We start from the raw sequence: 20,764 nt of genomic DNA, 5'->3' as shown, positions 1-20,764 counted from the left end.
CCAATGACCACCGCCATCTCCGACTCCACCATTGCGTTAGACCCCTCGTTGCGGACCAGCCTCGACCGCGCCGTCGCGCAGGTCAACAGCGTGCTGCTGGGCAAAGCCGCGCAGGTCAAGCTGGCCTTCGTCAGCCTCATCGCCGGCGGGCACCTGCTGATTGAAGACCTGCCCGGCGTGGGCAAGACCACGCTAGCCCATGCCCTGGCCGCGACGCTGGATCTTTCCTTCCAGCGCGTGCAGTTCACCAGCGACCTGCTGCCGTCCGACATTATCGGTGTCAGCATCTTCGAACGCGACCGCAACCAGTTCGAATTCCATCCCGGCCCCGTGTTCGCGCAGCTCATCCTGGCGGATGAAATCAATCGCGCCACGCCCAAGACGCAGAGCGCGCTGCTCGAAGCGATGGCGGAACAACAGGTCACGGTCGACGGAAAGACGCACCCGCTGCCGTCGCCGTTCTTCGTCGTGGCCACGCAGAACCCGCTGGACCTGGCCGGCACCTATCCGCTGCCGGATTCGCAGCTCGACCGTTTCCTGCTGCGCCTGAGCCTGGACTACCCCAGCCGCGAAGCCGAACGCGAGCTCCTGACCTCCACCAGCCGGCAACAACTGATCGCCACGCTCGCGCCCTGCATGAGTGCCGGCGACATCCACGCGCTGCGCCAGCACTGCGCCGCCATCACCGCCAGCGCCGCCTTGATCGACTACTTGCAAGCCTTGATCGGCGCGACGCGCTCACATCCGGACGTGCGTTCCGGACTCTCGCCGCGCGCGGGCCTCGCCCTGCTCAACGCGGCGCGCGCCCACGCCCTGCTGTCGGGTCGCGGCTATTGCCTGCCCGAGGACCTGCAGGCGGTCTTCGTACCCGTGGCGGCGCACCGGCTTACCCCGTCGGGGAGCGGCCAGCGCGACCGCACCGAGATTGCGCGCGCACTGCTGTCCGACGTGGCGGTCCGTTGAAACGGCCGCAAGCTGCCCGCCAGCTCTGGAACCGCCTGCAGCAACTGGCGGAACGCCAGCTGCCGGCGCTGACGCGCCTGCGCGCGGCCGAGACGCTACCCATTGCGTTGCACCGGCGACGCATCTATGTCCTGCCGACGCTATTCGGCCTGCTGTTCGCCGTGATGCTCATGGTCATGGCGATGGGCGCGCTCAACTACAACAACAATCCGGCGCTGCTGTTGACCTGCATCCTGGGCGGCGTCGCGTTCATCAGCGTCCTGGTCAGCTTCCGCAACCTGGATGGGCTGACGCTGCGTTCGATCCACGCCAGCCCGACCTTTGCCGGCGAACCCGCCCCGGTGCAACTGGTGTTCGACCCCGGCACACGTCCGCGGGAAGCCGTGCGGGTGGACATCGGCGAGGCGGTCACCATCGCGCACGGTGAAGCCAACTCACCCATGCGCGCTACGCTACATGTAGCCACGACCCGGCGTGGCCTCATGCGCCTGCCGCGCATCCGGCTGTGGACGTCCTGGCCCTACGGCCTGTTTCGCCCCTGGAGCTGGCTCAATCCCAGCGTGGAGATCCTGGTCTACCCGCGTCCGGATCCACATGCACCTGCCCCTCCGTCCGGCGCCCGCCAGGCCGAGCAGTACCTGACCCGCCGCGGCGGCGACGAATTCAGCGCGCTACGGGAGTACCGGGCGAGCGATCCGCAGCGATTGATCGCCTGGAAAGCCAGCGCGCGTCACGACCGCCTCATGGTGCGGGAACTGGAGAACACGGTGGGACTGGAACGTGTGCTCGCCTTCGACGAACTGGGTGCACTCGACGTGGAAGCCCGCATTGGCCGCCTCACCCGCTGGGTATTAATGGCCGAGGATGAACGGGTCCGCTACAGCCTGGTATTGCCGGCAGTGACGCTCGGCCCGGATCTGGGCCCGGATCACCGGGACCGCTGCCTGCGTGAGCTGGCCCTGCTATGACGCGGCTCGACCGTCGCCAGTTCGACGCCCTCACCTTTGCCGTCGCGGTCGCGGTGCTGTCCCACGCACCGCACATGCCGCTGTGGTTCAACATCGGCGTCGCCCTGCTCATGGCGCTACGCTGGTGGCAGCGCCATACGCGCCCGCAATGGGGTGCGCCACCCGTATGGATCCGCCTCCCGCTCAGCCTGGCCCTGCCCGCCGCGGTCATCGCCTACTACGGCAACCTGTTTGGGCGCGAGCCCGGCAGCGCCCTGGCCGTCGGCATGCTCGTGCTCAAGCTGGGCGAGAGCGAGAAGCCGCGCGACGTGCGCGCAGCCGTGACATTCTCCTGCTTCGTCTTGATGGCCTCGCTGCTGTTCGCAAAGACACTGGTGGCGACCATTGCCGTGGCCGCGGCCTTGCTTCCCCAGCTGGTTGCTCTGCGCTCGCTGGAACCCAGCGGGCGCGCCGGGGAGGGCGAGCAGGCCTGGCCGTTCTGGCAGGAACTGCGCCGCACCCTGCCCTCCACCGTGCTGACGCTGCTGGCGGCCGCGCCGGTCGCCCTGGTCGCCTTCCTTTTCCTGCCGCGCCTGGCCGAGCCCCTGTGGGGCGCTCCCGCACCGGGCAGCTCGCAGACCGGGCCAAGCGACACGATGAGCCCGGGATCCATTTCCGAGCTGCTGATCGATGACAGTCCGGCCTTCCGGGTGACGTTTGCCAACTCCCGGCCACCCGCGCCCGAACAGCGCTACTGGCGCGGGCTGGTGCTATGGAATTACGACGGCACGACCTGGACCGGTATGGCGCCGCAGGCGCTGGAAAAGTCCGCCGAAAAGCTGGTGATCCAGTCGGACACCCTCGACTACGAACTCACGCTGGAACCGACGCATCGCAACTGGCTGTTCGCACTGGACGTGCCGCTCATTGCGCCGGCGGGTTTCCTGCGGACCAGGGACTACAGTCTCATTGCGGGCGCCCCCATCACCCAGATGCGGCAGTACGCGCTGCGTTCGGTGCTCGATTACCAGATCACGGCGCTGACACCGGAACAGCGCCACCACGCCTTGTTCCTGCCGCCCGGGTTCAATCCGCGCACGCTGGCACTGGGCGAGCAATGGCGCAACCAGTTCCAGGACCGCATGCTGATCGTGCAGGCCGCACTCAACCTTTTCAACGAATCCTTTTCCTACACATTGCTGCCACCGCCGCTCGGCCGCAACGCAATGGATGATTTCCTGTTCGACACACGCGCCGGCTTCTGCGAGCACTTTTCTTCCGCCTTCACCACGCTGATGCGCGCCGCCGGCGTGCCGGCCCGTGTCGTCGTGGGCTACCAGGGCGGCTACTGGAATCCGGTCGGCGAATACATGGTGGTCCGCCAATCCGACGCACATGCCTGGACCGAGGTGTGGCTGGAAGACCGGGGCTGGATACGCGTGGACCCCACCGCTTCCGTCAGCCCGGACCGGGTCCAGCTCGGCAGCCGCGCCGCCGCCGCCGGCGACGCGCCCTGGTATGGCAGCGAATGGCTGCTCGGGCTGCGCAACCGCTGGGATCTGGTCAACCAGATGTGGAACCGCGTGGTCGTCCAGTTCGATACGCTGCGGCAACAGGGTCTGCTGTCGCGATTTGGGATCGAACGCGCAGAATGGACCCAGCTCGCCGTCGCGTTTGGCATTCTCGCCGCGCTGGTCATCGCGATCGGCCTGTTCTGGGCGTTCCGCCCGGACCCGGACCGCGGCGACGCCATCGACCGCGCCTGGCGTCGCCTGTGCCGCCGACTGGCCCGGGCTGGCATCCAGCGCGCCGTTCACGAAGGCCCGCAGAGCTACCTCGACCGCATCCGCCAGCGCTCACCCGTGCTGGCGGCGGAAGTCGAATCGCTGGTCCGTCGCTACATCACGCTGCGCTACGCGACGCAACAACCGGCCGCACCGGATGTCACGGCATTCCGCGCGCAGGTCGATGCGTTCCGCCCGCGCCGTCTTTCCAGCGGAAGCTGAACGCCCCTGGCGCCTTGCGCAACGGCGGCATCGACCGCATCGTCTGCTGGGAGAAGACCTGCGGGTAAGGAGTCGACCATGCGCCTTGAATCCGTATCGCTGATCGTGCTGTCAGCCACGCTGGCGGCCTGCGCCACGGCGCCCGCGCCGCTTCGCGGCGAATTCGCCAGCCAGTCGCCCGCGATGCCGGCGCGCGATGGCGACGCTGTCCGGTGGGGCGGCGAAGTGATCCAGGTGACGACCGAGGCCAACCGGAGCTGTTTCGAGATCCTGGCGCGCGACCTCAACGACAGCGCGCGTCCCCGCCAGCGCGACGAGAGCGCCGGACGTTTTCTGGCCTGCCGCAAGGGATTCTACGACCCGGAGGTGTTCGCCAAGGGGCGCGAAGTGACCGTGACCGGCGTGCTTTCGGGGATGGAGGAACGCCTGGTCGGCGAGTTCCGCTATCGCTATCCGAAAGTCGAGGCCGACGTGATCTATCTGTGGCGCAAGCCGGTCGAAACGGTGCGGGTGTATGACCCCTATCCCTGGTTCTACTGGGATCCGTTCTGGCACCGGCACTATGTGCCGCCGGTGGTGATCGTGCGTGACCGGCATCCGCATCCACGCCCGCCCAAACCGGTCCGTTGAGCGCCGGCCGTCCCCGTCAGGACGACCGGCTGCCGATCAGGCGAAGCCGCCCTTGAGCGGGCCGCCGGCCAGCAGGTGCAGATGCAGCTGGAACACCGTCTGCCCACCATCGGCATTGCAGTTGATGACGCAGCGGTAGCCGCTTTCGGCAAAGCCCTGCGACTTGGCGTAGTTGGCCGCCGCCAGGAAGAGTTTGCCCAGCAGGGTCGCCTGGTCTTCGCGCAGGTCGTTGAGCGTGGCGATCGCCACTTTCGGGACGAACAGCACGTGCACGCGCGCCTGCGGGTGGATGTCCTTGAACGCGATGCAGTCGTCGTCTTCGTAGACGATATCCGCCGGGATCTCGCGCCGGATGATCTTGCCGAAAATCGTATCCACCATGCAGGGCTCCTTTCAGGTCAGGGTGTGGCGCGTGCCGAACGCGTGCGCGAGCGTGCCGCGATCGATGAATTCCAGTTCGCCACCCAGCGGTACGCCGTGCGCCAGGCGGGTGGCCCGCACGCCGGCGTCGCGCGCGAGCTGCGACAGCCAGTGCGCCGTGGCCTCGCCTTCCACCGTGGGATTGGTGGCGACGATGAGTTCCTTGATCTCGCCCTGGGCCAGGCGCTCGCCGAGAAGGTCCACGCCCAGTTCACTCGGCCCCAGACCGTCCAGCGGACTCAACCGCCCCAGAAGGACGAAATACAGCCCGCGGTAGCCGGTGGCCGCCTCGACCGCCGCCTGGTCGACCGGGCTTTCGACGATGCACAGCAGCGAGCGGTCACGGGCGGGGCTTGCACAGACGTTGCAGATCTCGGTTTCACTGAACCCGCGGCATTGCCGGCAGTTGCCGATCCGGTCGATGGCGGCGACGAGGCGGTCCGCGAGGCGTCGCGCGCCGGTGCGGTCGCGCTCCAGCACGTGAAACGCCATGCGCTGCGCGCTCTTGGCGCCAACGCCAGGCAGGCAGCGGAACGCCTCGATCAGTTCCGCCAGCAGGGGCGATCCGGCGGTCATGGGCTCAGAACGGCAGGTTGAAGCCCGGGGGCAGGTTCATGCCGTTGGTGACGCCGGACATGCGTTCCTGGGTCTGCGTGGCCAGGCGGTTGGCCGCGTCGTTGAAGGCCGCGGCAACGAGGTCTTCGGCCATTTCCGGATCGTCCACCATCAGCTTGCGGTCGATCTGGACGCGCCGCACTTCGTGCCGGCCGTTCATCGTGACACTCACCAGCCCGCCGCCGGCATTGCCGGTCACTTCGAGCTTGGCGATTTCTTCCTGTGCCTTCTTGAGATTTTCCTGCATGCGCTGGGCTTGCTGCATGAGGTTTCCGAGGGGACCACGCATGACGTTCTACTCCGGTGTTGACGGGCTGGCCTGCGCATGGGGTTGGGGCGCCGGCCGGAATTTCGAGGCCGGTGGCCTAGTTCGCATCCAGCGGACGTACGGACTGGGGAATCACCCGCGCCCCCATGTCGCGCACGAGTGCCTGGACGAAGGGATCTTCGTCGATGGCGCGTTCGGCCTCCGTTTGCTGGGCCGTGCGCTGGCGCGCCAGCTGGTCGGCCGGCGTTTCCACTCCGGCGCGGGCTTTCTCGAACTGGCATTTCACGGTGCGGCCGAGAACGGCGCCAATGCGCTCCTCCAGCTGCGCCACCATGAACGGCGCGTGCAGGTGGTCGTGCTCGGCCTTGAGCGCCAGACGCAGGACACTCCCCTCGAGCGCGATCAGTGCCGCGTGCTGGGCGAGTTGTCCGACCGGACCACGCAGACCGGCGCGTTCAATCAACATCGGCCAATCACCCGGCTCCAATGCCACTGGCGTCGTGACCTGTGCCGTCGTGGCAGGTGCCGCCGTGGGCTGCGGCAGCACCGGTTCTGCAACCGGCATGCGCGCCGGAACCGGAACGGGGGGTGCCTCGGCAACCAGCTTTGGTACTGCTGGCGGCGGTGATGGTGCCGCAACCGCGGAACGCTCGGTAACGGAGGCTGACCCGCCGCTCAACGCCGCGACGGCCTGCATGGCGGCCGCTGCCGCACTACCCGGCGGGCGCGACGGCTCGCGCGATTCGACCGGCGCCGCCGGGGCAACCGGCGCTGCCGACGGACCGGACGGGCTGCCGCCGCCGGCGGTCGGTGTCATGGGACGTGGCATAGACCCCGCCGGCGGCGCACCGGACTCACCGGCACTCATCGGCTGGAACGCCAGCAGGCGCAACAACGCCATCTCGAAACCGGCGCGCGGCGTGGGTGCCAGTGGCAGGTCGCGGCGGCCGGTGATGCACAACTGGTAATAGAGCTGCACGTCTTCCGCGGCGAGGGCACCGGCGAAGCGGGCGATATCCTGCGAATCGGCACTGTCGTCGGTGGCGTAATCCGGGACCAGTTGCTTGAGCTGCACACGGTGCAGCAAGCCGGCGAGGTCGTCGAGCACCATGCCGAAATCCGGGGAGAACTCGGCCAGTTTCGCCACCTCGGCCATCAGCGCACCGCCATCGCCAGCCACCACGGCGGCCAGCAGCCGCGTCACCTGCGCACGCTCGATCGTGCCGAGCATCGCGCGGACTTCATCGGCCCTTACCGCACCGCCGCTGTAGGCAATCGCCTGGTCGAGCAGCGACAGTCCGTCGCGCAGCGAACCGTCGGCGCCCTTGGCCAGCATGGCGACCGCGTCGGTATCAAAGGCGATGTTCTCGGCCTGCAGGATGTGCCGCATCTGGCCGTCGATCTGGTCCGGCAGCAATCGCTTGAGGTTGAACTTGAGACACCGCGACAGCACGGTCACCGGCAGCTTCTGCGGGTCGGTCGTCGCAAGCAGGAATTTCACGTGCGCCGGCGGTTCTTCCAGCGTCTTGAGCAACGCGTTGAACGCATTGCGCGACAACATGTGGACTTCGTCGATCAGGTAGACCTTCTGGCGTCCACGCGCCGGCGTGTACTGCGCGTTCTCGATCATCTCGCGCACGTCGTCCACGCCCGTGTGGCTCGCGGCGTCGATTTCCAGCAGGTCGACGAAGCGGCCGGCATCGATATCCAGGCAGGCGCGGCATTCACCGCAGGGCTGGGACGACTGGCCGCGCTCGCAGTTGAGCGACTTGGCGAAGATGCGCGCGATGGTGGTCTTGCCGACGCCGCGCGTCCCCGTGAACAGGAATGCGTGATGCAGGCGGCCGCCGTCCAGCGCATTGGAAAGAGCTCGGATGACGTGTTCCTGGCCGACCAGCTCGGAAAACTTCCTGGGCCGCCACTTGCGCGCGAGGACTTGATAGGACATGCCGGTTCCTTCAGGGCAAGCGGCAATTGTGCCAAGCGCCTGCGGCCGCGTCGACGGCACACGGGGCCAAGGCGGAAAAGGCAGGAAAGGGTGGCAGTCCCGCCAGCCACACCCCGGCACCCGAATCACTCACTACCGTTGCTCCCTTCCGGGCCTGGCGGGGTTTGCAAGCTATCGTCGCGAGGGGACCGACGGGACCACCATAGACGGGACCAACCAACTACGAACCGGCAGATGCGTTGTCGCGCCGCCGGTATCGCGAATCGCCGTGCGATTCAGGAATCTGGCGGAGAGAGAGGGATTCGAACCCTCGATACGGGGATAAGCCGTATACACACTTTCCAGGCGTGCTCCTTCAACCACTCGGACATCTCTCCATCCCGGGCGAAGTGGCTGCATCCGTGCGACGTCACCGCGGGGCGCGGAGGATACTCTGAACCCCGTTTCCAGACAAGCGCGACCAGCGCGTCTCAGCCGCCCACCGACGAGCCGTCGGGATGCAGCCAGCCGGATTCGCCATCGGCATAGAACTCGTTTTTCCAGATCGGCACGCGCAGCTTGATCTCATCGATGATGAAGCGGCAGGCCTCGAAAGCCGGCCCGCGATGCCCGGCGCTGACACCCACCCACACCGCCAGGTCGCCGATCGCCAGGTCGCCCACGCGGTGCACGCAATACGCCTGCTCGATCGCAAAGCGACGGCGGGCGTCGGCCAGGATCGCCTCTCCCTCGGCCAGCGCCAGCGGCGCATAGGCCTGGTAGGAAAGCCGCTGCACGGCGCGACCGTCGTTGTGGTCACGCACCCAGCCTTCAAAGGTGACGCACGCACCCGCGGTGCGGCTGGCCAGGCGCTGCGACCAGGCCGCGCTATCGACTGCGCTGTCCTGCAGGGCGAAGTCGCTCATCCGCCCGACACCGGCGGAATGAACACGATTTCGTCGCCGTCGCGCAGGGCAGTCTCCCAACCGCAGAACGCGCCGTTGATCGCCACGCGCAGGCGCTCCATCGGCAACGACCAGCCATGGCGCGACGCCACTTCAGCGAACAGAGCGCGTGGATCGGCAGCGGCCGATTCCACCGTTTCCGCATCGCAGCCACTGCGGTCGCGCAGGGACGCGAAATAGAGGAGCCGGTATTTCATGGTTGCAGACGCCCTTCACTGACATGCCGGCGGCCGCCGGATTTTTCCACGAGATGGACATGCTCGATGACAATCTCGTGGCTGAGCGCCTTGCACATGTCGTAAACCGTCAGCGCAGCGATGCTGGCGCCGGTGAGCGCTTCCATCTCCACGCCGGTCTTTCCGGTAATGCCGACAGTGCAGCGGATCGACAGCTGTGTATCCGATACGAATTCGGCGGTGAAGTCGCAACGCTCGATCGCCAGCGGATGGCAGAACGGGATCAGCTCGTGCGTGCGCTTGACCGCCATCGTTCCGGCGATGATGGCCGTGTCGACGATAGCCCCTTTCTTGGCCCGCATTCCCGTACGCAGCAGCTGCGCGGCCACGTCCGCCGGGAAACGCAGCTGCGCCTCGGCGGTCGCCCGCCGGTCGGTGACACTTTTGTCAGCCACGTCGACCATGCGGGGATGCCCCGCCGGGTCCAGATGCGTCAGCGCTGTTTCGTCCACCCCTCACCCTCCGATTGCAAACATTTCCACCTTTTCCGCATCACCCGCCGCGCGCCGCGCTGCGCGCTCCTCGCTGTAGCGATCGTCGCGCGCCTGCCACACGGCGCTGATGGCTGCCGCGATCGCGGCATCGTCAGCGTCGCTGCGCAGCAGCGCCCGCAGATCGAAACCGTCGGCGGCGAACAGGCAGGTATACAACTTGCCATCCGCCGACAGACGGGCGCGCGTGCAATCGCCGCAGAACGGAGCGGTGACCGAACTGATAAAGCCAATCTCGCCGCCGCCGTCTTCAAACACGTAGCGTTCCGCCACGTCGTGATGGCGTTGCCGGTTGACTGCCCGCAGCGGCCAGCGGGCATGAATCCGGTCGACCAGCTCGGCCGACGCAACCACGCGGTCGCGCTGCCAGCCATTGAGCGTGCCCACGTCCATGAATTCAATGAAACGAACGATGTGGGGCGTTCCACGGAACCGTTCTACCAGCGCCAGCACCCCCTCGTCATTGATCTGGCGCATGACCACGCAATTGATTTTCACCCCCCCGAAACCCGCCGCCTCGGCCGCCGCCAGCGCCGCCATCGCCTCGCTGATCTCCCCGCGATTGCCGGACAGCTGCCGGTAGATCACCGGATCCAGGCTGTCGATGCTCAGGGTGATACGACCCAGCCCCGCGTCACGGAGGGGTTGCGCCAGCCGCGGTAACAGGACGCCGTTGGTGGTCAGCGCGATGTCGTCGATGCCCGGCACCTGCGACAACCAGGACACCAGCTTGGGCAGCTCCCGGCGCAGCAGTGGCTCACCACCAGTCAACCTCAGCTTGCGCACCCCCAGCCCGGCGAGAATCCGTGTCAGCCGCACGATTTCTTCGAATGACAGGCGCTCGCTCTTGTGCAGGAACGGATGGTGTTCCGGGTACTGGTCCTCCGGCAGGCAGTACGGGCAGCGGAAATTGCACCGGTCGACCACGGAAATGCGCAGGTCCGTCAGTTCGCGGCGGTATGAATCCCGCGGCGCCGGCGATATCAGCTGGACGGGAATGGCACTAGCCATGAACAACCTTCGGCCCCTGCGCAGCCCCGGCCGCTTCGCGCAGAAGCAAGCGGTCGTCCGTTCGCGCGATGCGGTAGCCGCGCGCTGCCAGCGCAGCACCATCGGACTGGCTGCCGTAGTGATAAAGCACCAGGCGCGAACGCAGATCCGCGTCGTACTCGCGCTCGATGTCATCCACGCCCGTGTGCGAAGGATTGCCCACCAGGCCGCAATCGTGCGCGACCAGTTCGCCCGCGCTGGCGTAGCGGCTCAGCATTTCCGGGATCGGACGCGTGTCGCCGGTCCATACGAAACTGCCGCGCAGCGCCACGGCAAATGCGGTGTCCGGCGCGTGGTGACGCACCGGGAAAACGTCGAACCACAGGCCATCCAGCCAGAAACCCCGGGTGACCGGCACCAGCCGGAATGCGTCCCAGAAATTGGCTCCGCCTTCGGCGAGCACGTTGGGATAGTCCGCCACACGCGCGTGCAGCAGGGGCACCACGGCGCTGTGCGCGAAAACGCGCACCTGGCCGCGAAGGGCCTCGTCGAAATACGCCCGCGTGAACAACCGCTCGAAACCGCCGACGTGATCCAGATGCGTGTGGGTAACGTAGATCGCACGCGGAATGGTGCGATACCGCTGCTGGTAGCGCGTCAGTGTTTCCGGGCCGCAGTCGATCAGCAGCACCGGTTGGCCATCGCGTTCGAGCACGGCGCCGGACGAACCCAGCTCCACCGCCTGCGACGATCCCACACCCAGAAAATGCAGATGCAGCGTCACAGCCGTGCCTCCGGTTGCGCGCTACCCAGCGGCGGCGGCGTGCGTGCCTGACGCGTCGCGTAGCCCCGTTCGAGCGCCGCCCATGCCACGGCGTCCACACCCTTCGTGCCGGCGGAGAGTTTGCGCAGCGAACGCTGAAGGCGATCAAGGTTGGCGCGCTGCCAGTCCGCGGCGGGCTCGCGCCGGCGGCCACGGTCAAAATCGATCAGGTACACGCGGTCACCGACCAGGATATTGTGTGCATTGAGGTCGGCGTGGCAAACGCCGAGCCGGTGGAAATCCGCGATCGTCGCGCCGATCCGCCCCATGAACTCTGCATCAAGCGTGGAATCGGCGAGCAATTGGGCCATGGTCCGCGTATCTGCCAGACGTAGCGTCAGCAGGTCGCCGCGATAGAACATTCCCGATCGCTGCACGCGCGCGGCGATCGGCGTGGGCACCGGCAACTTCTGCGCATGCATCCACAGCAGGAGCTGCAGCTCCTCGTAGGGGCGCGACGCCTCCAGATTTGTCCACAAATAGCGATCGCGCAGAAGTCGCGCCACGAGACCGCCACGCCGGTAATGGCGGAGCACCGCCTCGCCCATCGGCGTGGCCACGACCCAGGCCGAACCGCGCCCGCCGACGACTGTCGCATTCCCGGGGCCACGCGCCGGCGCGAACCAGCTGTCGTCGACTTGTGCCGGCAGCGATGGGTCGCACAGAATCACGCTTTCGCCAGCCCTGGTGTTGTGCGTGGTGATGGTGCGCATGTCGATCATTGCCTGCGATACCTGGCCCGCTTCGCATTCCACGCCCATTTTAGCAAGCCCGCATGTCCCGAACGGCACCATCCATTCCTGAATCGCTGTGCCTGCTGCGCACGTCTGCACTGGGCGACGTCAGCCACGTGGTGCCGCTCGTCCGCACCGTGCAGCACGCCTGGCCGCAGACCCGGCTGACCTGGATCGTCGGCAAGCTGGAGCATCGCCTGGTCGGCGATCTTCCGGGCGTGGAGTTCATTGTCTTCGACAAGGGCAAAGGCTGGGCCGGCTACACCGCGGTGCGCCAGGCGCTGGGCGGTCGGCGTTTTGATGCCCTGCTGCACATGCAGGTCGCGCTGCGCTCGAACCTGCTCAGCGCGCTGGTCCGCGCGCCGGTCCGGATCGGCTACGACCGTGATCGCGCCAAGGATCTGCACGGGCTGTTCATCAACCGGCGCATACCCGCCCGCCGCGGCGAACACGTACTGGACGCGCTCGGCAGCTTCGTGGAACCGCTCGGCTTGCGCCAGACCACCGTCCGCTGGGACATCCCCATTCCCGAGTCGGCGCATGAATTTGCGCACACGCACCTGCCCGGCGATGCGCCGACGTTGCTGGTCAGCCCCTGTTCGAGTCACCGGTTGCGCAACTGGCGGCCGGAACGCTACGCCGCCGCGATGGACCATGCGGCCGGGCAGCTCGGCCTGCGCGTGGCACTGTGCGGCGGCCCGAGCGCTTATGAACGCGAATTCGGCGACGCGATCCGCTCGCATCTGCGGCGCTGCGAACCGGTCGACCTCATCGGCAAGGACACGCTGAAACAGCTGCTGGCGCTGCTGCGCAAGGCCAGCATCGTCCTGACTCCGGATTCGGGCCCGATGCACCTGGCGAACGCCGTGGGAACGCCGGTGCTCGGGCTGCATGCGGCAAGCAATCCACACCGTTCCGGCCCCTATTCGGACCGCCAATGGTGCGTCGACCGCTACGACGCCGCGGCGCGCCGCTTCCGCGGACGCCCGGCGAGCGAGCTGGCCTGGGGCAGCAAGATCGAGCACGACGGCGTGATGGACCTGATCGAGACCGAGGCCGTGATCGAGCGCCTGGACGCCTTCGTGCGCCATCGGCGGGCGGATCAGACCGCCTTGTAATTCTGGTACGACTTCTCTTCGATCAGCTGGGAACCGAGCTTGAGATTGATCGTGCGCTTGATCGCAGCGCGGTCATCGTTCTGGAAATACACCGCACGGGCCAGCTCGATGAACTCGGCGTCGAAAGCCTGCGCCTTTTCCTTCAGGCGGATGCGGTCCTCGATATCCCACAGTGCCTGGTTGACGCCCTTGAGCGCGGCACGCTCGGCGGCAATGTCGGTCTTGGCGGCTTCGTCGGCCAGCCAGACGGCATTGAGCAGGTCGAGCTCCTTGCGCACGTTGGCCAGCTTGGCCGGATCGGTGATCTGCTCGGACTTGATCTCCAGGATGGTGATCTTGTCGAGGAGTTCGCCGTGGGAAATCGGGGTCGTGATCAGGGACATGGCAGGCCTGCCTGGGAAAACCGCCACTTTAGCCCAAGCCGGCGCCCTGCTGGCAGCCGCCGCGCAGCCGGCTTGTATCTGGCGCGCGGAGCCCTTACTATTCGCGCCCCTCGCCGTGCCACCGGTGTGGGGCGACCTCCGGGTCGAAACGGTTCAGGAGAGGTGGCAGAGTGGTCGAATGTACCTGACTCGAAATCAGGCGTACGTGTAAGCGTACCGTGGGTTCGAATCCCACCCTCTCCGCCAGCAGCAACTCAAGACGCCCCCTCGTGGGGCGTTTTGATTTTCCGGCCCTGCTTCAGGGGTGAGGGCCGCCGGTGCCGCGCCGGATCGCTTGCTTCGCCATGGCGCGCAACGGCATGCTATGGCCAGTTCGTAATCCGCGCGCCGGCGCAGCTTCGTCGTCCGCGCACGGCGTTCGGCGACGGCCCCCAAAAGGAAGCTTCGCGCATGATCGAATTCGGACACAGTTCCCACGTAGGCCTGCGCCGCGAGCATAACGAAGACACCTATTACGCCGACCCCGAGCTGGGCCTGTGGTTGGTCGCCGACGGCATGGGCGGACACGAACACGGTGAAGTGGCCAGCGCCATCGCGCGCGACACGCTCGTCGACGAAGTACGCAAGGGAACGCCGATCGGTCGCGCCATCCAGCTGGCCGACGAAGAGATCATCCGCCATTCCAGTCGCAAGGCCGAAGCCCTGCCGATGGGTACCACGGTCGCGGCAGTGCGCCTGCACGGCGATGACTTCGACATGGCCTGGGTGGGCGACAGCCGCGTATACGTGTGGAACGGCGCCCTCAAGCAACTGTCGCAGGATCACTCCTACGTACAGGAGCTGATCGAGCAGGGCGCGATCACGGCCGAGCAGGCACGCACGCACCCGCACCGGAACGTTGTGACCCAGGCATTGGGCGTCACCGACCCCCAGAGCCTGCGCGTGGAGACCATCAAGGGCACGCTCAAGCCCGGCATGCAGATCCTCCTGTGCAGCGACGGCCTTACGGAAGAAGTGGAAGATGCGCAGATCGCCAGCGTGCTGGCTCGCGCAGACCTGTCCGCCCAGGAATGCGTGGACCACCTCATCCTCGCCGCTCTTGACGGGGGCGGCTCGGACAACGTCACGGTCGTACTGATCCGTCGGCGCTGAGCGCGATTGCCACACCCCTGATCAACGCGGCCCCGGGCCGCGTTTTTTCATGGCGGCAGCGATGAGTGCCTATGGCGCCGCGGCGCGCAATGCGCGCAAGGCCGACTGCAGCTTGCTCATGGCGTAGGTGTTCTCGTCCTTGACCGTGGCGTAGACCGCATCCAGGCGCGCCCGCAGCGTCTCGGCCTGGGCCTTGTCGATGGCGCCGGAACTCTCGAAGGCCACCACGACAGACTGGGCGGCCATGGCGGCCTGCTCGGCGGCCTCGTAGTCGCGGTACTCGCCGTTGCCCGCGTCGGCCTCGATGTCAGCCAGGATCGCCTTCAGGCTGGCCGCGTCGAAGGGATGCGCAGCAACCTTCGGCAGCAGCTCCGCCAGACTGGCCTGCAGTCGCCGCGCGGCGGCCAGTGTGGCTTCGCGGCTCTCGGTCGTGGCGCGATGCAACGCGCGCGTGTGCTCCAGCAAGGTCTTTTCGGCGCCCTTGTCCACGGCGGCCAGCACGTGCCGGAACATGACCAGGTTCGCATCATTGAGTCGCACTACGCCAGGACCGAGGCCGGTGCCCTGGCGCGGCCCCCAACTCCGGTCGGACATGCGCTTGTGACAGGCATGGCAATCAAACAGCACCAGCTCCGGGAAGATGCCATTCCAGCCTGACCTGGCATCGACCAGCTGATCCAGCAGGTTGCGCGCGGCCACGCCCTGCCCCACGGCCCAGTCACGCACGCCATTCCATGCGCCTTTGCGCGCAATCCAGTCTTCATCAATGGTGTAGTGCGGTCGCCCCAGCCAGGTGAACGTATCCAGCTCGAAGGACAGACGCGGGTGCCCCGCGCCCATGATGCGGTGGGTGATCATCCGATCCCGCGTTCCCATGTGGCAGGACAGGCACAACTCGGCCCGGCGCACCGGATCCTCGGTGGCATAAAGCCCTTTTGCCACATTGTCGGCACGCTTTACTTTTTTGTCGGCATGCGCGTTGAGCCACAGTTCGGCACCGCCGTGGCAGGCCTCACAGCCGACGCCGTCGGCGATCTGGAAACGTTCGCCCCGTTTTTCCGCTGCGACGTTGTCCGCGTGGCAATCCAGGCAGATCTTGGCCTCGGTCGCGGCACCAATGCCCAGCTTGCGCGCGATCTCGCGCGAGGCGGGCTGTTCGAGGATCGCATAGGCCTTAGCGTGCGGGTCGGTTTCCTGCCAGATGGCAAATTCGTTCTGGGCGACGCGCGAATCGCGGAACACCTGCGAGGCGCCATGGCAGACGCTGTTGGAGCAGCTGGCGACACCCAGGTGGCGATGCGCGCCGATCGCATCGACGGCCGAACCGGCCGCAATGGTGGAGGAAAGCAGGAGCACGGGTACTGCAACGATCCACGTACGCAGACTCATCGCCGATCTCCCCAATCAGGCGAGCGCCATCGCGGCTGCTAGGCGTGCGGGACCCATTATGCTGAGCGGCCGGCGGGCGCGCCAGCACAGAAACGGGCGCGCGAACAATGGGGCGAAGCGGCCCGGCCGGTCCTACGCGACGACCGCTTCCGGCACCGGTGGCGCATCCAGCCGGCGCCACACGGCATTGCCCTTGCTGGCCTTGTCGATCGCCGCCACGCGCGCGTCGTGCGCCGCCTGCTCGGTCGCATCGGCCAGGCGCACCCGCACCGCCGGACGCGCGTGGCGCGCAAAGGCGGTGACAGCGGAGGTGGTGTCCGTCGCGGCCGCTTCGGTGACGAAATCCAGCGCGCCCTGCCCGGCCGTCATCGCCAGGTAGACGTCGGCCAGAATCTCCGCATCGAGCAGTGCGCCGTGCAACTGGCGGTGACTGTTGTCGATATCCAGACGCTTGCACAGGGCGTCGAGGCTGTTGCGCTGACCCGGATACTGTTCCCGCGCGAGGAGCAGCGTATCGAGCACGGTGCAGTAGTCGGTGATCCGCCCGTATTGCGGCCCCAACCGCGCCAGCTCGGCATCCAGGAAGCCGACGTCGAAGGCCGCGTTGTGGATGATCAGCTCGGCGCCACGGATGTAGGCCAGGAACTCGTCCACGATCTCGGCAAAGCGGGGTTTGTCCGCCAGGAATTCGATCGAAATGCCATGGACCGCCTGCGCGCCCGCGTCGATATCGCGATCGGGATGGATGTAGCGATGGAAATGGCTGCCGCTGACCCGTCGCGAGAGCAGCTCCACGCAACCGACTTCGATCAGACGGTGTCCGCGGGCCGCATCAAGGCCGGTAGTTTCAGTATCAAGAATGACCTGGCGCATCAGGAGCTCGCTGTCTGCTTTTCGGCCGCGCGGCGGGCCGCCGCATCGACTCGTTCATTGTCGGGGTGGCCGGAGTGGCCACGGGTCCAGAACCATTCGACTTCGTGACGCGCGACCGCGGCTGCCAGGCGCTGCCAGAGGTCCTGGTTCTTGACCGGCTTGTTGTCGGAGGTGCGCCATCCGTTCGCACGCCAGCGCGGCAGCCATTGCTGCATGCCTTGCTTGACGTACTGGGAATCGGTGGTGATGCGCACGTGGCACGGCCTCTTGAGCGCCTCCAGCGCACCGATTGCGCCCATCAGCTCCATCCGGTTGTTGGTCGTCTCGCGCTCGCAGCCGGAAATAACTTTTTCCACAGTTCCATAGCGCAACAACGCAGCCCAGCCGCCGGGCCCGGGATTTCCCAGGCAAGCACCGTCCGTAAATACATCCACCCGCTGGACCTCGCTCACGCGCAGGCCCGCTGGGTGCCCGAGGCCAGGCGCGGACGCACCGCAGGCTCCCGGAGCGAAATCCGCCCCGGCTCCAGCCGCGGCCCGAAGGTGCGCTTGCGCGCCAGCAACAGCCAGCTGGGCCGCAGCGGCGACAGCACGGACTGCCAGCGCGGACGTCGCGCCGATGGCGCGGCCATGGCCGGGCGATGCAGGAGCGGCCCGATGCGCCGCGAGGCGTAGGCGTCGACCCCCACGTCTGCCAGCGCGTCGCGCCAGCCGCCCGAGGAACACAGGGTGAGCGGCGAGTAGCGGCGATTCTGCAGCATCAGCCACGGACGCCAGGCGCTGAGCGGGCGAAAGCCAAGGATCATCACGATACCGCCCGGTTCGAGCACGCGTGCCAGCTCTTCGCGCAGGGCATCCGGGTCTGCGACGACCTCGGCGGCATGCTGCACGAGGACCAGGCGAAAACTGTCGTCGGCGAACGGCAGCGCGGTGGCCTGGCAGGTCGCATCGCCGCCCAGGCGATCGGGCGAAGCGACAAACAGGCGCGTGACCCCGCCGAGCATGGGAATCGTCAGCGCCTGCGGCGCGGACGGGCAGCTGCGCAGGAACAGGCCTTGCCGGCCGAAGACAGCGCCCAGTTCAGGTGCGATGGCCGCCAGCTCGTGTTCGAGCAAGCGCCGCAGCGGTTCCGTATCAAACAATGTAGGCGGGCTTTCGGGCATGGGCGCTAGTCATGGCAACGCAGGGGATTGCAGCGATGCACGGTTCTTCGGACACAACGAAACGGCAGCAGTCGGAGCCGTGGGCGCCGGATGGTGATGCGCCCGCTCGGCAAACGGCGCAGGCCTGCCCCGGTTCATTCAGTCATCCCTAAGTGTGCGCCAATTGACAGGGACTTGTCGCGACCTCGCTGCCTGAAAAGGTTAAGTGGACTTAACGAGCCAGCGAGGGCGGCCGGCTATAGTCGCGCCCCGTTCCATCGTGCGTGCGTGCCGTGCTGCGCCTCATCTCCATCCCCGCTTTCGACGACAACTATTTCTGGCTCGCCACCGACGCGGCCGGCAATGCGCTGGCGATCGATCCGGGTGCGGACGAGCCGGTGACGGCCGCGCTGGCGCAGCATGGGCTGACGCTGCGGGCCATCCTGGTCACCCATCACCACCACGATCACATCGGCGGCGTGGCGAGCCTGCGGCTCCGTTTCCAGGTACCTGTGTTCGCGCCGCCGGACAGCCGCATCCCCGATGCGACACACCCTGTGGCCGATGGCGATCTGCTGGAATTCATCGAACCGGGGTGCGCCATCCGCGTGATCGGCACGCCCGGGCATACCAGCAGCCACGTGAGCTACCACACCACCGGCGCCGTATTCTGCGGCGACACCCTGTTCAGTGTCGGCTGCGGCCGCCTGTTCGAGGGCACTCCGGAACAAATGTTGGCGTCCCTGGACACGCTCGCCGCGCTGCCGGACGACACGCAGGTCTACTGCGCTCACGAATACACGCTCGCCAATTGCGCCTTCGCCGCCAGCGTGGACCCGGACAATCCCGCCCTGGCGCAGCGCATCGCCGAGGTGCGCGCCCGCCGGGCACGGCTGGAGTCAACCGTGCCCAGCAGCATTGGCCTGGAACGTGCTACGAATCCGTTTCTGCGTGTGGATGCGCCCGGGATCGTCGCCTGGGGGCTGCGCGAACACGGTATCGCGCCGCACGCTCGTGTCGATCGGTTTGCCGCGCTGCGCCGCGGCAAGGACGTATTCCGGATACCCGTGTCATGGTGAAGTTTGCTCGTATTTGGCGTCACGGCCTCGTGGCGACGCTGGCAGTGACATTGGCGGCCTGCGCTTCTGCGCCCCATCGCGATCTCGTCGCCGTCGAGGCTGGCAGCATGCCCATGCCGCCGCTCGACCTGCGCCTGGCGCCCGAAGACTCCAAGGTGCCGCTGGCGCCCGTACCGGACGTGACCAGCACCCCGGCGCTGGCCGTCCGCCCGGGCAACTCGCCCTGGGAACGGCTGCGCACGCGCCTGTCCATGCCGGGCTGTGAATACAGTCCCCAGGTCCAACGCTGGGCCCGCACCTATACCCAGGGGCCGGACCGGTTTGCCGCCACGCTCAAACGCTCGCTGCCATTCCTGATGCTCGTGCTCGACGAGCTGGAACGCCAGGACCTTCCCGGCGAGTTTGCCCTCCTGCCCTACCTGGAAAGTCACTACGAGCCGATTCCGGCGCGCGGCGACACGCCCGCGGGCATGTGGCAGATGGTGCCCGGCACGGCCCGCAGCATGGGCCTGAAGGTGTCGCCCAGCTACGACGGACGCCTGGACCCCTGGGCGTCGAGCATGGCCGCCGTCGGCCTGCTCAAGAAGTACCAGGACCAGTTCGGCGACTGGCGCCTGGTCGACATGGCCTTCAACGCCGGCGAGCAGCGGGTGCGCCAGCTCCTGCGCAAGAACGCCGAGACGCTCAGCAGCGACCAGCTGGCCAAGCTGAAGCTTTCCCCCATCACGCACGAGCACCTGGCCAAGCTGCTGGCGCTGGGCTGCGTCGTCAACGATCCCGCCCGCTTCGGGGTCACGCTTCCCGAGCCGGAACCGGACGACCACCTCGTGCGTGTGCCGCTGTCGGCGCCGATCGACATCCGCGTCGCGGCTCGCCTGGCGGATGTGGAGGAGAACGTCCTCAAGCGTTACAACGCCGGCCATCGCCAGTCGCGCATGGCCAGCGACGCACCGATGCACCTGCTGCTGCCGCAGACGGCGGCCGCGACGTTCCAGCAGCGCTACGAGCAGCTCTCCCCGGCGGCCTGGAGCACCTGGGAAGCCGTCAAGCTGCGGGAACCGCGCGGGGTCAGCGAACTGGCCGGCCAGGCGGCCGTACCGATCGACCTGGTCAGCATCGCCAACGGGGTGGATACCTCCCGCGACTTTGCCGCCGGCGCTACCGTGTTTCTGCCGTCCGCACTCGGGCGTTCCGTCGGTACGGCGCCGCCGGCGCCGTCTATTCCCCTGGCACCCGGCGCGACCGAGCCCACACCCGAGCAGCAGACCATCGTCATCCGCAGCGGCGACACGCTGTGGGACCTGGCCAAGAAGCACAAGGTCAGCATCGGTGATCTGAAGCGCTGGAACCGGCTGGGTGAGCGCGAGTCGCTCAAGCCGGGGCAGAAACTGCGGGTCGGTGCTTCCGACTGACCCTGCGTCCGCTGCGGGCGGTATTGCGTTCTGACCTGCCGTAGTTCCGCCGGCCCCACCTTCGCCGGCGGATGGCGCCCGCGTCCTGACGCGCAGGGCGCGGATCAAACCGGTACACTTTCGCCCCGCCGTGGCGGGCTGCGCCCCAGGCGCCTCCCTGCGCTACGGTATCGAACGACTCGGCAACTCCATCGCCGGGGTA

At 67.3% G+C, this 20,764-nt stretch carries 23 protein-coding genes, 2 tRNA genes and 1 other RNA gene; 9 read left to right on the top strand and 17 right to left on the bottom strand.

The genetic code is table 11. The annotated features are described in order from the left end of the window. The first annotated feature begins 3 nt into the window (after positions 1-3). The 4 genes from N4264_RS08400 to N4264_RS08385 all read left to right on the top strand — a co-directional run bounded on the left by N4264_RS08400 (position 4) and on the right by N4264_RS08385 (position 4,546). Positions 4-963 (top strand): AAA family ATPase, encoded by a 960-nt coding sequence (locus N4264_RS08400; RefSeq protein WP_261696593.1) that lies wholly within the window; start codon positions 4-6, stop codon positions 961-963. Then, the gene (locus tag N4264_RS08395) at positions 960-1,931 is read left to right on the top strand and encodes a DUF58 domain-containing protein (RefSeq protein ID WP_261696592.1); all 972 of its coding nucleotides are present in this window, start codon (positions 960-962) and stop codon (positions 1,929-1,931) included. Before N4264_RS08400 ends, N4264_RS08395 begins: the two co-directional genes overlap by 4 nt. Continuing rightward, positions 1,928-3,916, top strand: coding sequence for a transglutaminase TgpA family protein (locus N4264_RS08390; protein ID WP_261696591.1), 1,989 nt, complete (start codon positions 1,928-1,930; stop codon positions 3,914-3,916). Before N4264_RS08395 ends, N4264_RS08390 begins: the two co-directional genes overlap by 4 nt. A gap of 78 nt (positions 3,917-3,994) precedes the next feature. Further along, positions 3,995-4,546: a Slp family lipoprotein gene (locus N4264_RS08385; protein ID WP_261696590.1), complete on the top strand. Its 552-nt coding sequence runs from the start codon at positions 3,995-3,997 to the stop codon at positions 4,544-4,546. A gap of 36 nt (positions 4,547-4,582) precedes the next feature. Here the strand turns inward: N4264_RS08385 and N4264_RS08380 are convergent, their stop codons facing one another. The 12 genes from N4264_RS08380 to N4264_RS08325 form a co-directional block, all read right to left on the bottom strand. After that, complete coding sequence (locus N4264_RS08380) at positions 4,583-4,927, bottom strand: histidine triad nucleotide-binding protein (RefSeq protein ID WP_261696589.1); 345 nt, start codon at positions 4,925-4,927, stop codon at positions 4,583-4,585. Between the two features lie 12 nt (positions 4,928-4,939). Beyond that, a complete protein-coding gene (recR, locus tag N4264_RS08375) occupies positions 4,940-5,542 on the bottom strand; it encodes a recombination mediator RecR (protein WP_261696588.1) in 603 nt (200 codons plus the stop codon). Between the two features lie 4 nt (positions 5,543-5,546). After that, positions 5,547-5,870, bottom strand: coding sequence for a YbaB/EbfC family nucleoid-associated protein (locus tag N4264_RS08370; RefSeq protein ID WP_261696587.1), 324 nt, complete (start codon positions 5,868-5,870; stop codon positions 5,547-5,549). 76 nt (positions 5,871-5,946) lie between these two features. Next, a complete protein-coding gene (dnaX, locus tag N4264_RS08365) occupies positions 5,947-7,797 on the bottom strand; it encodes a DNA polymerase III subunit gamma/tau (RefSeq protein ID WP_261696586.1) in 1,851 nt (616 codons plus the stop codon). A gap of 97 nt (positions 7,798-7,894) precedes the next feature. Continuing rightward, positions 7,895-7,991: signal recognition particle sRNA small type (gene ffs, locus N4264_RS08360), an RNA gene on the bottom strand. Between the two features lie 90 nt (positions 7,992-8,081). Beyond that, positions 8,082-8,174, bottom strand: a tRNA-Ser gene (locus N4264_RS08355). Positions 8,175-8,267: 93 nt separating this feature from the next. Beyond that, complete coding sequence (locus tag N4264_RS08350; protein WP_261696585.1) at positions 8,268-8,702, bottom strand: molybdenum cofactor biosynthesis protein MoaE; 435 nt, start codon at positions 8,700-8,702, stop codon at positions 8,268-8,270. Continuing rightward, positions 8,699-8,938, bottom strand: a complete 240-nt coding sequence (locus tag N4264_RS08345) for a MoaD/ThiS family protein (protein WP_261696584.1) — start codon at positions 8,936-8,938, stop codon at positions 8,699-8,701. The genes N4264_RS08350 and N4264_RS08345 overlap by 4 nt, the downstream gene beginning before the upstream one ends. Beyond that, a complete protein-coding gene (gene moaC / locus N4264_RS08340; RefSeq protein WP_261696583.1) occupies positions 8,935-9,429 on the bottom strand; it encodes a cyclic pyranopterin monophosphate synthase MoaC in 495 nt (164 codons plus the stop codon). The genes N4264_RS08345 and moaC overlap by 4 nt, the downstream gene beginning before the upstream one ends. Before the next feature lie 3 nt (positions 9,430-9,432). Then, positions 9,433-10,479 carry a GTP 3',8-cyclase MoaA gene (gene moaA, locus N4264_RS08335; protein WP_261696582.1) on the bottom strand — a complete coding sequence of 349 codons (1,047 nt, stop codon included), beginning with the start codon at positions 10,477-10,479 and terminating at the stop codon, positions 9,433-9,435. Further along, the gene (locus N4264_RS08330) at positions 10,472-11,242 is read right to left on the bottom strand and encodes an MBL fold metallo-hydrolase (RefSeq protein WP_261696581.1); all 771 of its coding nucleotides are present in this window, start codon (positions 11,240-11,242) and stop codon (positions 10,472-10,474) included. Before N4264_RS08330 ends, moaA begins: the two co-directional genes overlap by 8 nt. Further along, positions 11,239-12,042, bottom strand: a complete 804-nt coding sequence (locus N4264_RS08325; protein WP_261696580.1) for a 3-deoxy-D-manno-octulosonic acid kinase — start codon at positions 12,040-12,042, stop codon at positions 11,239-11,241. The genes N4264_RS08330 and N4264_RS08325 overlap by 4 nt, the downstream gene beginning before the upstream one ends. Before the next feature lie 14 nt (positions 12,043-12,056). Here N4264_RS08325 and N4264_RS08320 point away from each other — a divergent pair, with 14 nt between their 5' ends. Continuing rightward, entirely contained in the window at positions 12,057-13,133 is a 1,077-nt protein-coding gene (locus N4264_RS08320) for a glycosyltransferase family 9 protein (RefSeq protein WP_261696579.1), read from the top strand. Here the strand turns inward: N4264_RS08320 and N4264_RS08315 are convergent. Beyond that, complete coding sequence (locus tag N4264_RS08315) at positions 13,118-13,516, bottom strand: DUF6165 family protein (protein WP_261696578.1); 399 nt, start codon at positions 13,514-13,516, stop codon at positions 13,118-13,120. The two genes, N4264_RS08320 and N4264_RS08315, sit on opposite strands and share 16 nt — an antisense overlap. A gap of 156 nt (positions 13,517-13,672) precedes the next feature. On the opposite strand from N4264_RS08315, the gene N4264_RS08310 reads away from it, so the two are divergent. After that, positions 13,673-13,762 (top strand) — tRNA-Ser (locus N4264_RS08310). Between the two features lie 204 nt (positions 13,763-13,966). Beyond that, positions 13,967-14,668, top strand: a complete 702-nt coding sequence (locus N4264_RS08305) for a PP2C family protein-serine/threonine phosphatase (RefSeq protein ID WP_261696577.1) — start codon at positions 13,967-13,969, stop codon at positions 14,666-14,668. Positions 14,669-14,737: 69 nt separating this feature from the next. Here N4264_RS08305 and N4264_RS08300 read toward each other — a convergent pair whose 3' ends face one another. From N4264_RS08300 to N4264_RS08285, 4 genes are all read right to left on the bottom strand, one after another. Next, positions 14,738-16,057, bottom strand: coding sequence for a cytochrome c family protein (locus tag N4264_RS08300; RefSeq protein ID WP_261696576.1), 1,320 nt, complete (start codon positions 16,055-16,057; stop codon positions 14,738-14,740). A 132-nt stretch (positions 16,058-16,189) separates the two neighbouring features. Next, a complete protein-coding gene (gene dnaQ / locus N4264_RS08295; protein WP_261696575.1) occupies positions 16,190-16,930 on the bottom strand; it encodes a DNA polymerase III subunit epsilon in 741 nt (246 codons plus the stop codon). After that, entirely contained in the window at positions 16,930-17,388 is a 459-nt protein-coding gene (rnhA, locus tag N4264_RS08290; protein WP_261697596.1) for a ribonuclease HI, read from the bottom strand. The genes dnaQ and rnhA overlap by 1 nt, the downstream gene beginning before the upstream one ends. Continuing rightward, on the bottom strand, positions 17,379-18,092 hold the full coding sequence (locus N4264_RS08285; RefSeq protein ID WP_261696574.1) for a class I SAM-dependent methyltransferase: 714 nt from the start codon (positions 18,090-18,092) through the stop codon (positions 17,379-17,381). The genes rnhA and N4264_RS08285 overlap by 10 nt, the downstream gene beginning before the upstream one ends. Positions 18,093-18,355: 263 nt before the next feature. On the opposite strand from N4264_RS08285, the gene gloB reads away from it, so the two are divergent. Continuing rightward, the gene (gloB, locus tag N4264_RS08280) at positions 18,356-19,150 is read left to right on the top strand and encodes a hydroxyacylglutathione hydrolase (RefSeq protein ID WP_261696573.1); all 795 of its coding nucleotides are present in this window, start codon (positions 18,356-18,358) and stop codon (positions 19,148-19,150) included. Continuing rightward, positions 19,144-20,562 (top strand): transglycosylase SLT domain-containing protein, encoded by a 1,419-nt coding sequence (locus N4264_RS08275; RefSeq protein WP_261696572.1) that lies wholly within the window; start codon positions 19,144-19,146, stop codon positions 20,560-20,562. The genes gloB and N4264_RS08275 overlap by 7 nt, the downstream gene beginning before the upstream one ends. The last annotated feature ends 202 nt before the right edge of the window (positions 20,563-20,764 follow it).

Source organism: Tahibacter amnicola, assembly GCF_025398735.1.
GTDB classification, from domain to species: Bacteria; Pseudomonadota; Gammaproteobacteria; order Xanthomonadales; family Rhodanobacteraceae; genus Tahibacter; species Tahibacter amnicola.
Note: the sequence above shows the minus strand (reverse complement) of the source record. Positions and strands in the feature narration are given on the sequence as shown.

What these genes read in the sequence shown, in the direction of transcription:
- N4264_RS08315 (WP_261696578.1), bottom strand. Translation starts at nt 13,516, where the DNA reads ATGTCCCTGATCACGACCCCGATTTCCCACGGCGAACTCCTCGACAAG.
- dnaQ (WP_261696575.1), bottom strand. Translation starts at nt 16,930, where the DNA reads ATGCGCCAGGTCATTCTTGATACTGAAACTACCGGCCTTGATGCGGCC.
- recR (WP_261696588.1), bottom strand. Translation starts at nt 5,542, where the DNA reads ATGACCGCCGGATCGCCCCTGCTGGCGGAACTGATCGAGGCGTTCCGC.
- dnaX (WP_261696586.1), bottom strand. Translation starts at nt 7,797, where the DNA reads ATGTCCTATCAAGTCCTCGCGCGCAAGTGGCGGCCCAGGAAGTTTTCC.
- N4264_RS08350 (WP_261696585.1), bottom strand. Translation starts at nt 8,702, where the DNA reads ATGAGCGACTTCGCCCTGCAGGACAGCGCAGTCGATAGCGCGGCCTGG.
- N4264_RS08370 (WP_261696587.1), bottom strand. Translation starts at nt 5,870, where the DNA reads ATGCGTGGTCCCCTCGGAAACCTCATGCAGCAAGCCCAGCGCATGCAG.
- N4264_RS08400 (WP_261696593.1), top strand. Translation starts at nt 4, where the DNA reads ATGACCACCGCCATCTCCGACTCCACCATTGCGTTAGACCCCTCGTTG.
- N4264_RS08300 (WP_261696576.1), bottom strand. Translation starts at nt 16,057, where the DNA reads ATGAGTCTGCGTACGTGGATCGTTGCAGTACCCGTGCTCCTGCTTTCC.
- N4264_RS08320 (WP_261696579.1), top strand. Translation starts at nt 12,057, where the DNA reads ATGTCCCGAACGGCACCATCCATTCCTGAATCGCTGTGCCTGCTGCGC.
- N4264_RS08285 (WP_261696574.1), bottom strand. Translation starts at nt 18,092, where the DNA reads ATGCCCGAAAGCCCGCCTACATTGTTTGATACGGAACCGCTGCGGCGC.
- N4264_RS08345 (WP_261696584.1), bottom strand. Translation starts at nt 8,938, where the DNA reads ATGAAATACCGGCTCCTCTATTTCGCGTCCCTGCGCGACCGCAGTGGC.
- N4264_RS08380 (WP_261696589.1), bottom strand. Translation starts at nt 4,927, where the DNA reads ATGGTGGATACGATTTTCGGCAAGATCATCCGGCGCGAGATCCCGGCG.
- N4264_RS08385 (WP_261696590.1), top strand. Translation starts at nt 3,995, where the DNA reads ATGCGCCTTGAATCCGTATCGCTGATCGTGCTGTCAGCCACGCTGGCG.
- N4264_RS08305 (WP_261696577.1), top strand. Translation starts at nt 13,967, where the DNA reads ATGATCGAATTCGGACACAGTTCCCACGTAGGCCTGCGCCGCGAGCAT.
- moaA (WP_261696582.1), bottom strand. Translation starts at nt 10,479, where the DNA reads ATGGCTAGTGCCATTCCCGTCCAGCTGATATCGCCGGCGCCGCGGGAT.
- N4264_RS08325 (WP_261696580.1), bottom strand. Translation starts at nt 12,042, where the DNA reads ATGGGCGTGGAATGCGAAGCGGGCCAGGTATCGCAGGCAATGATCGAC.
- N4264_RS08390 (WP_261696591.1), top strand. Translation starts at nt 1,928, where the DNA reads ATGACGCGGCTCGACCGTCGCCAGTTCGACGCCCTCACCTTTGCCGTC.
- N4264_RS08275 (WP_261696572.1), top strand. Translation starts at nt 19,144, where the DNA reads ATGGTGAAGTTTGCTCGTATTTGGCGTCACGGCCTCGTGGCGACGCTG.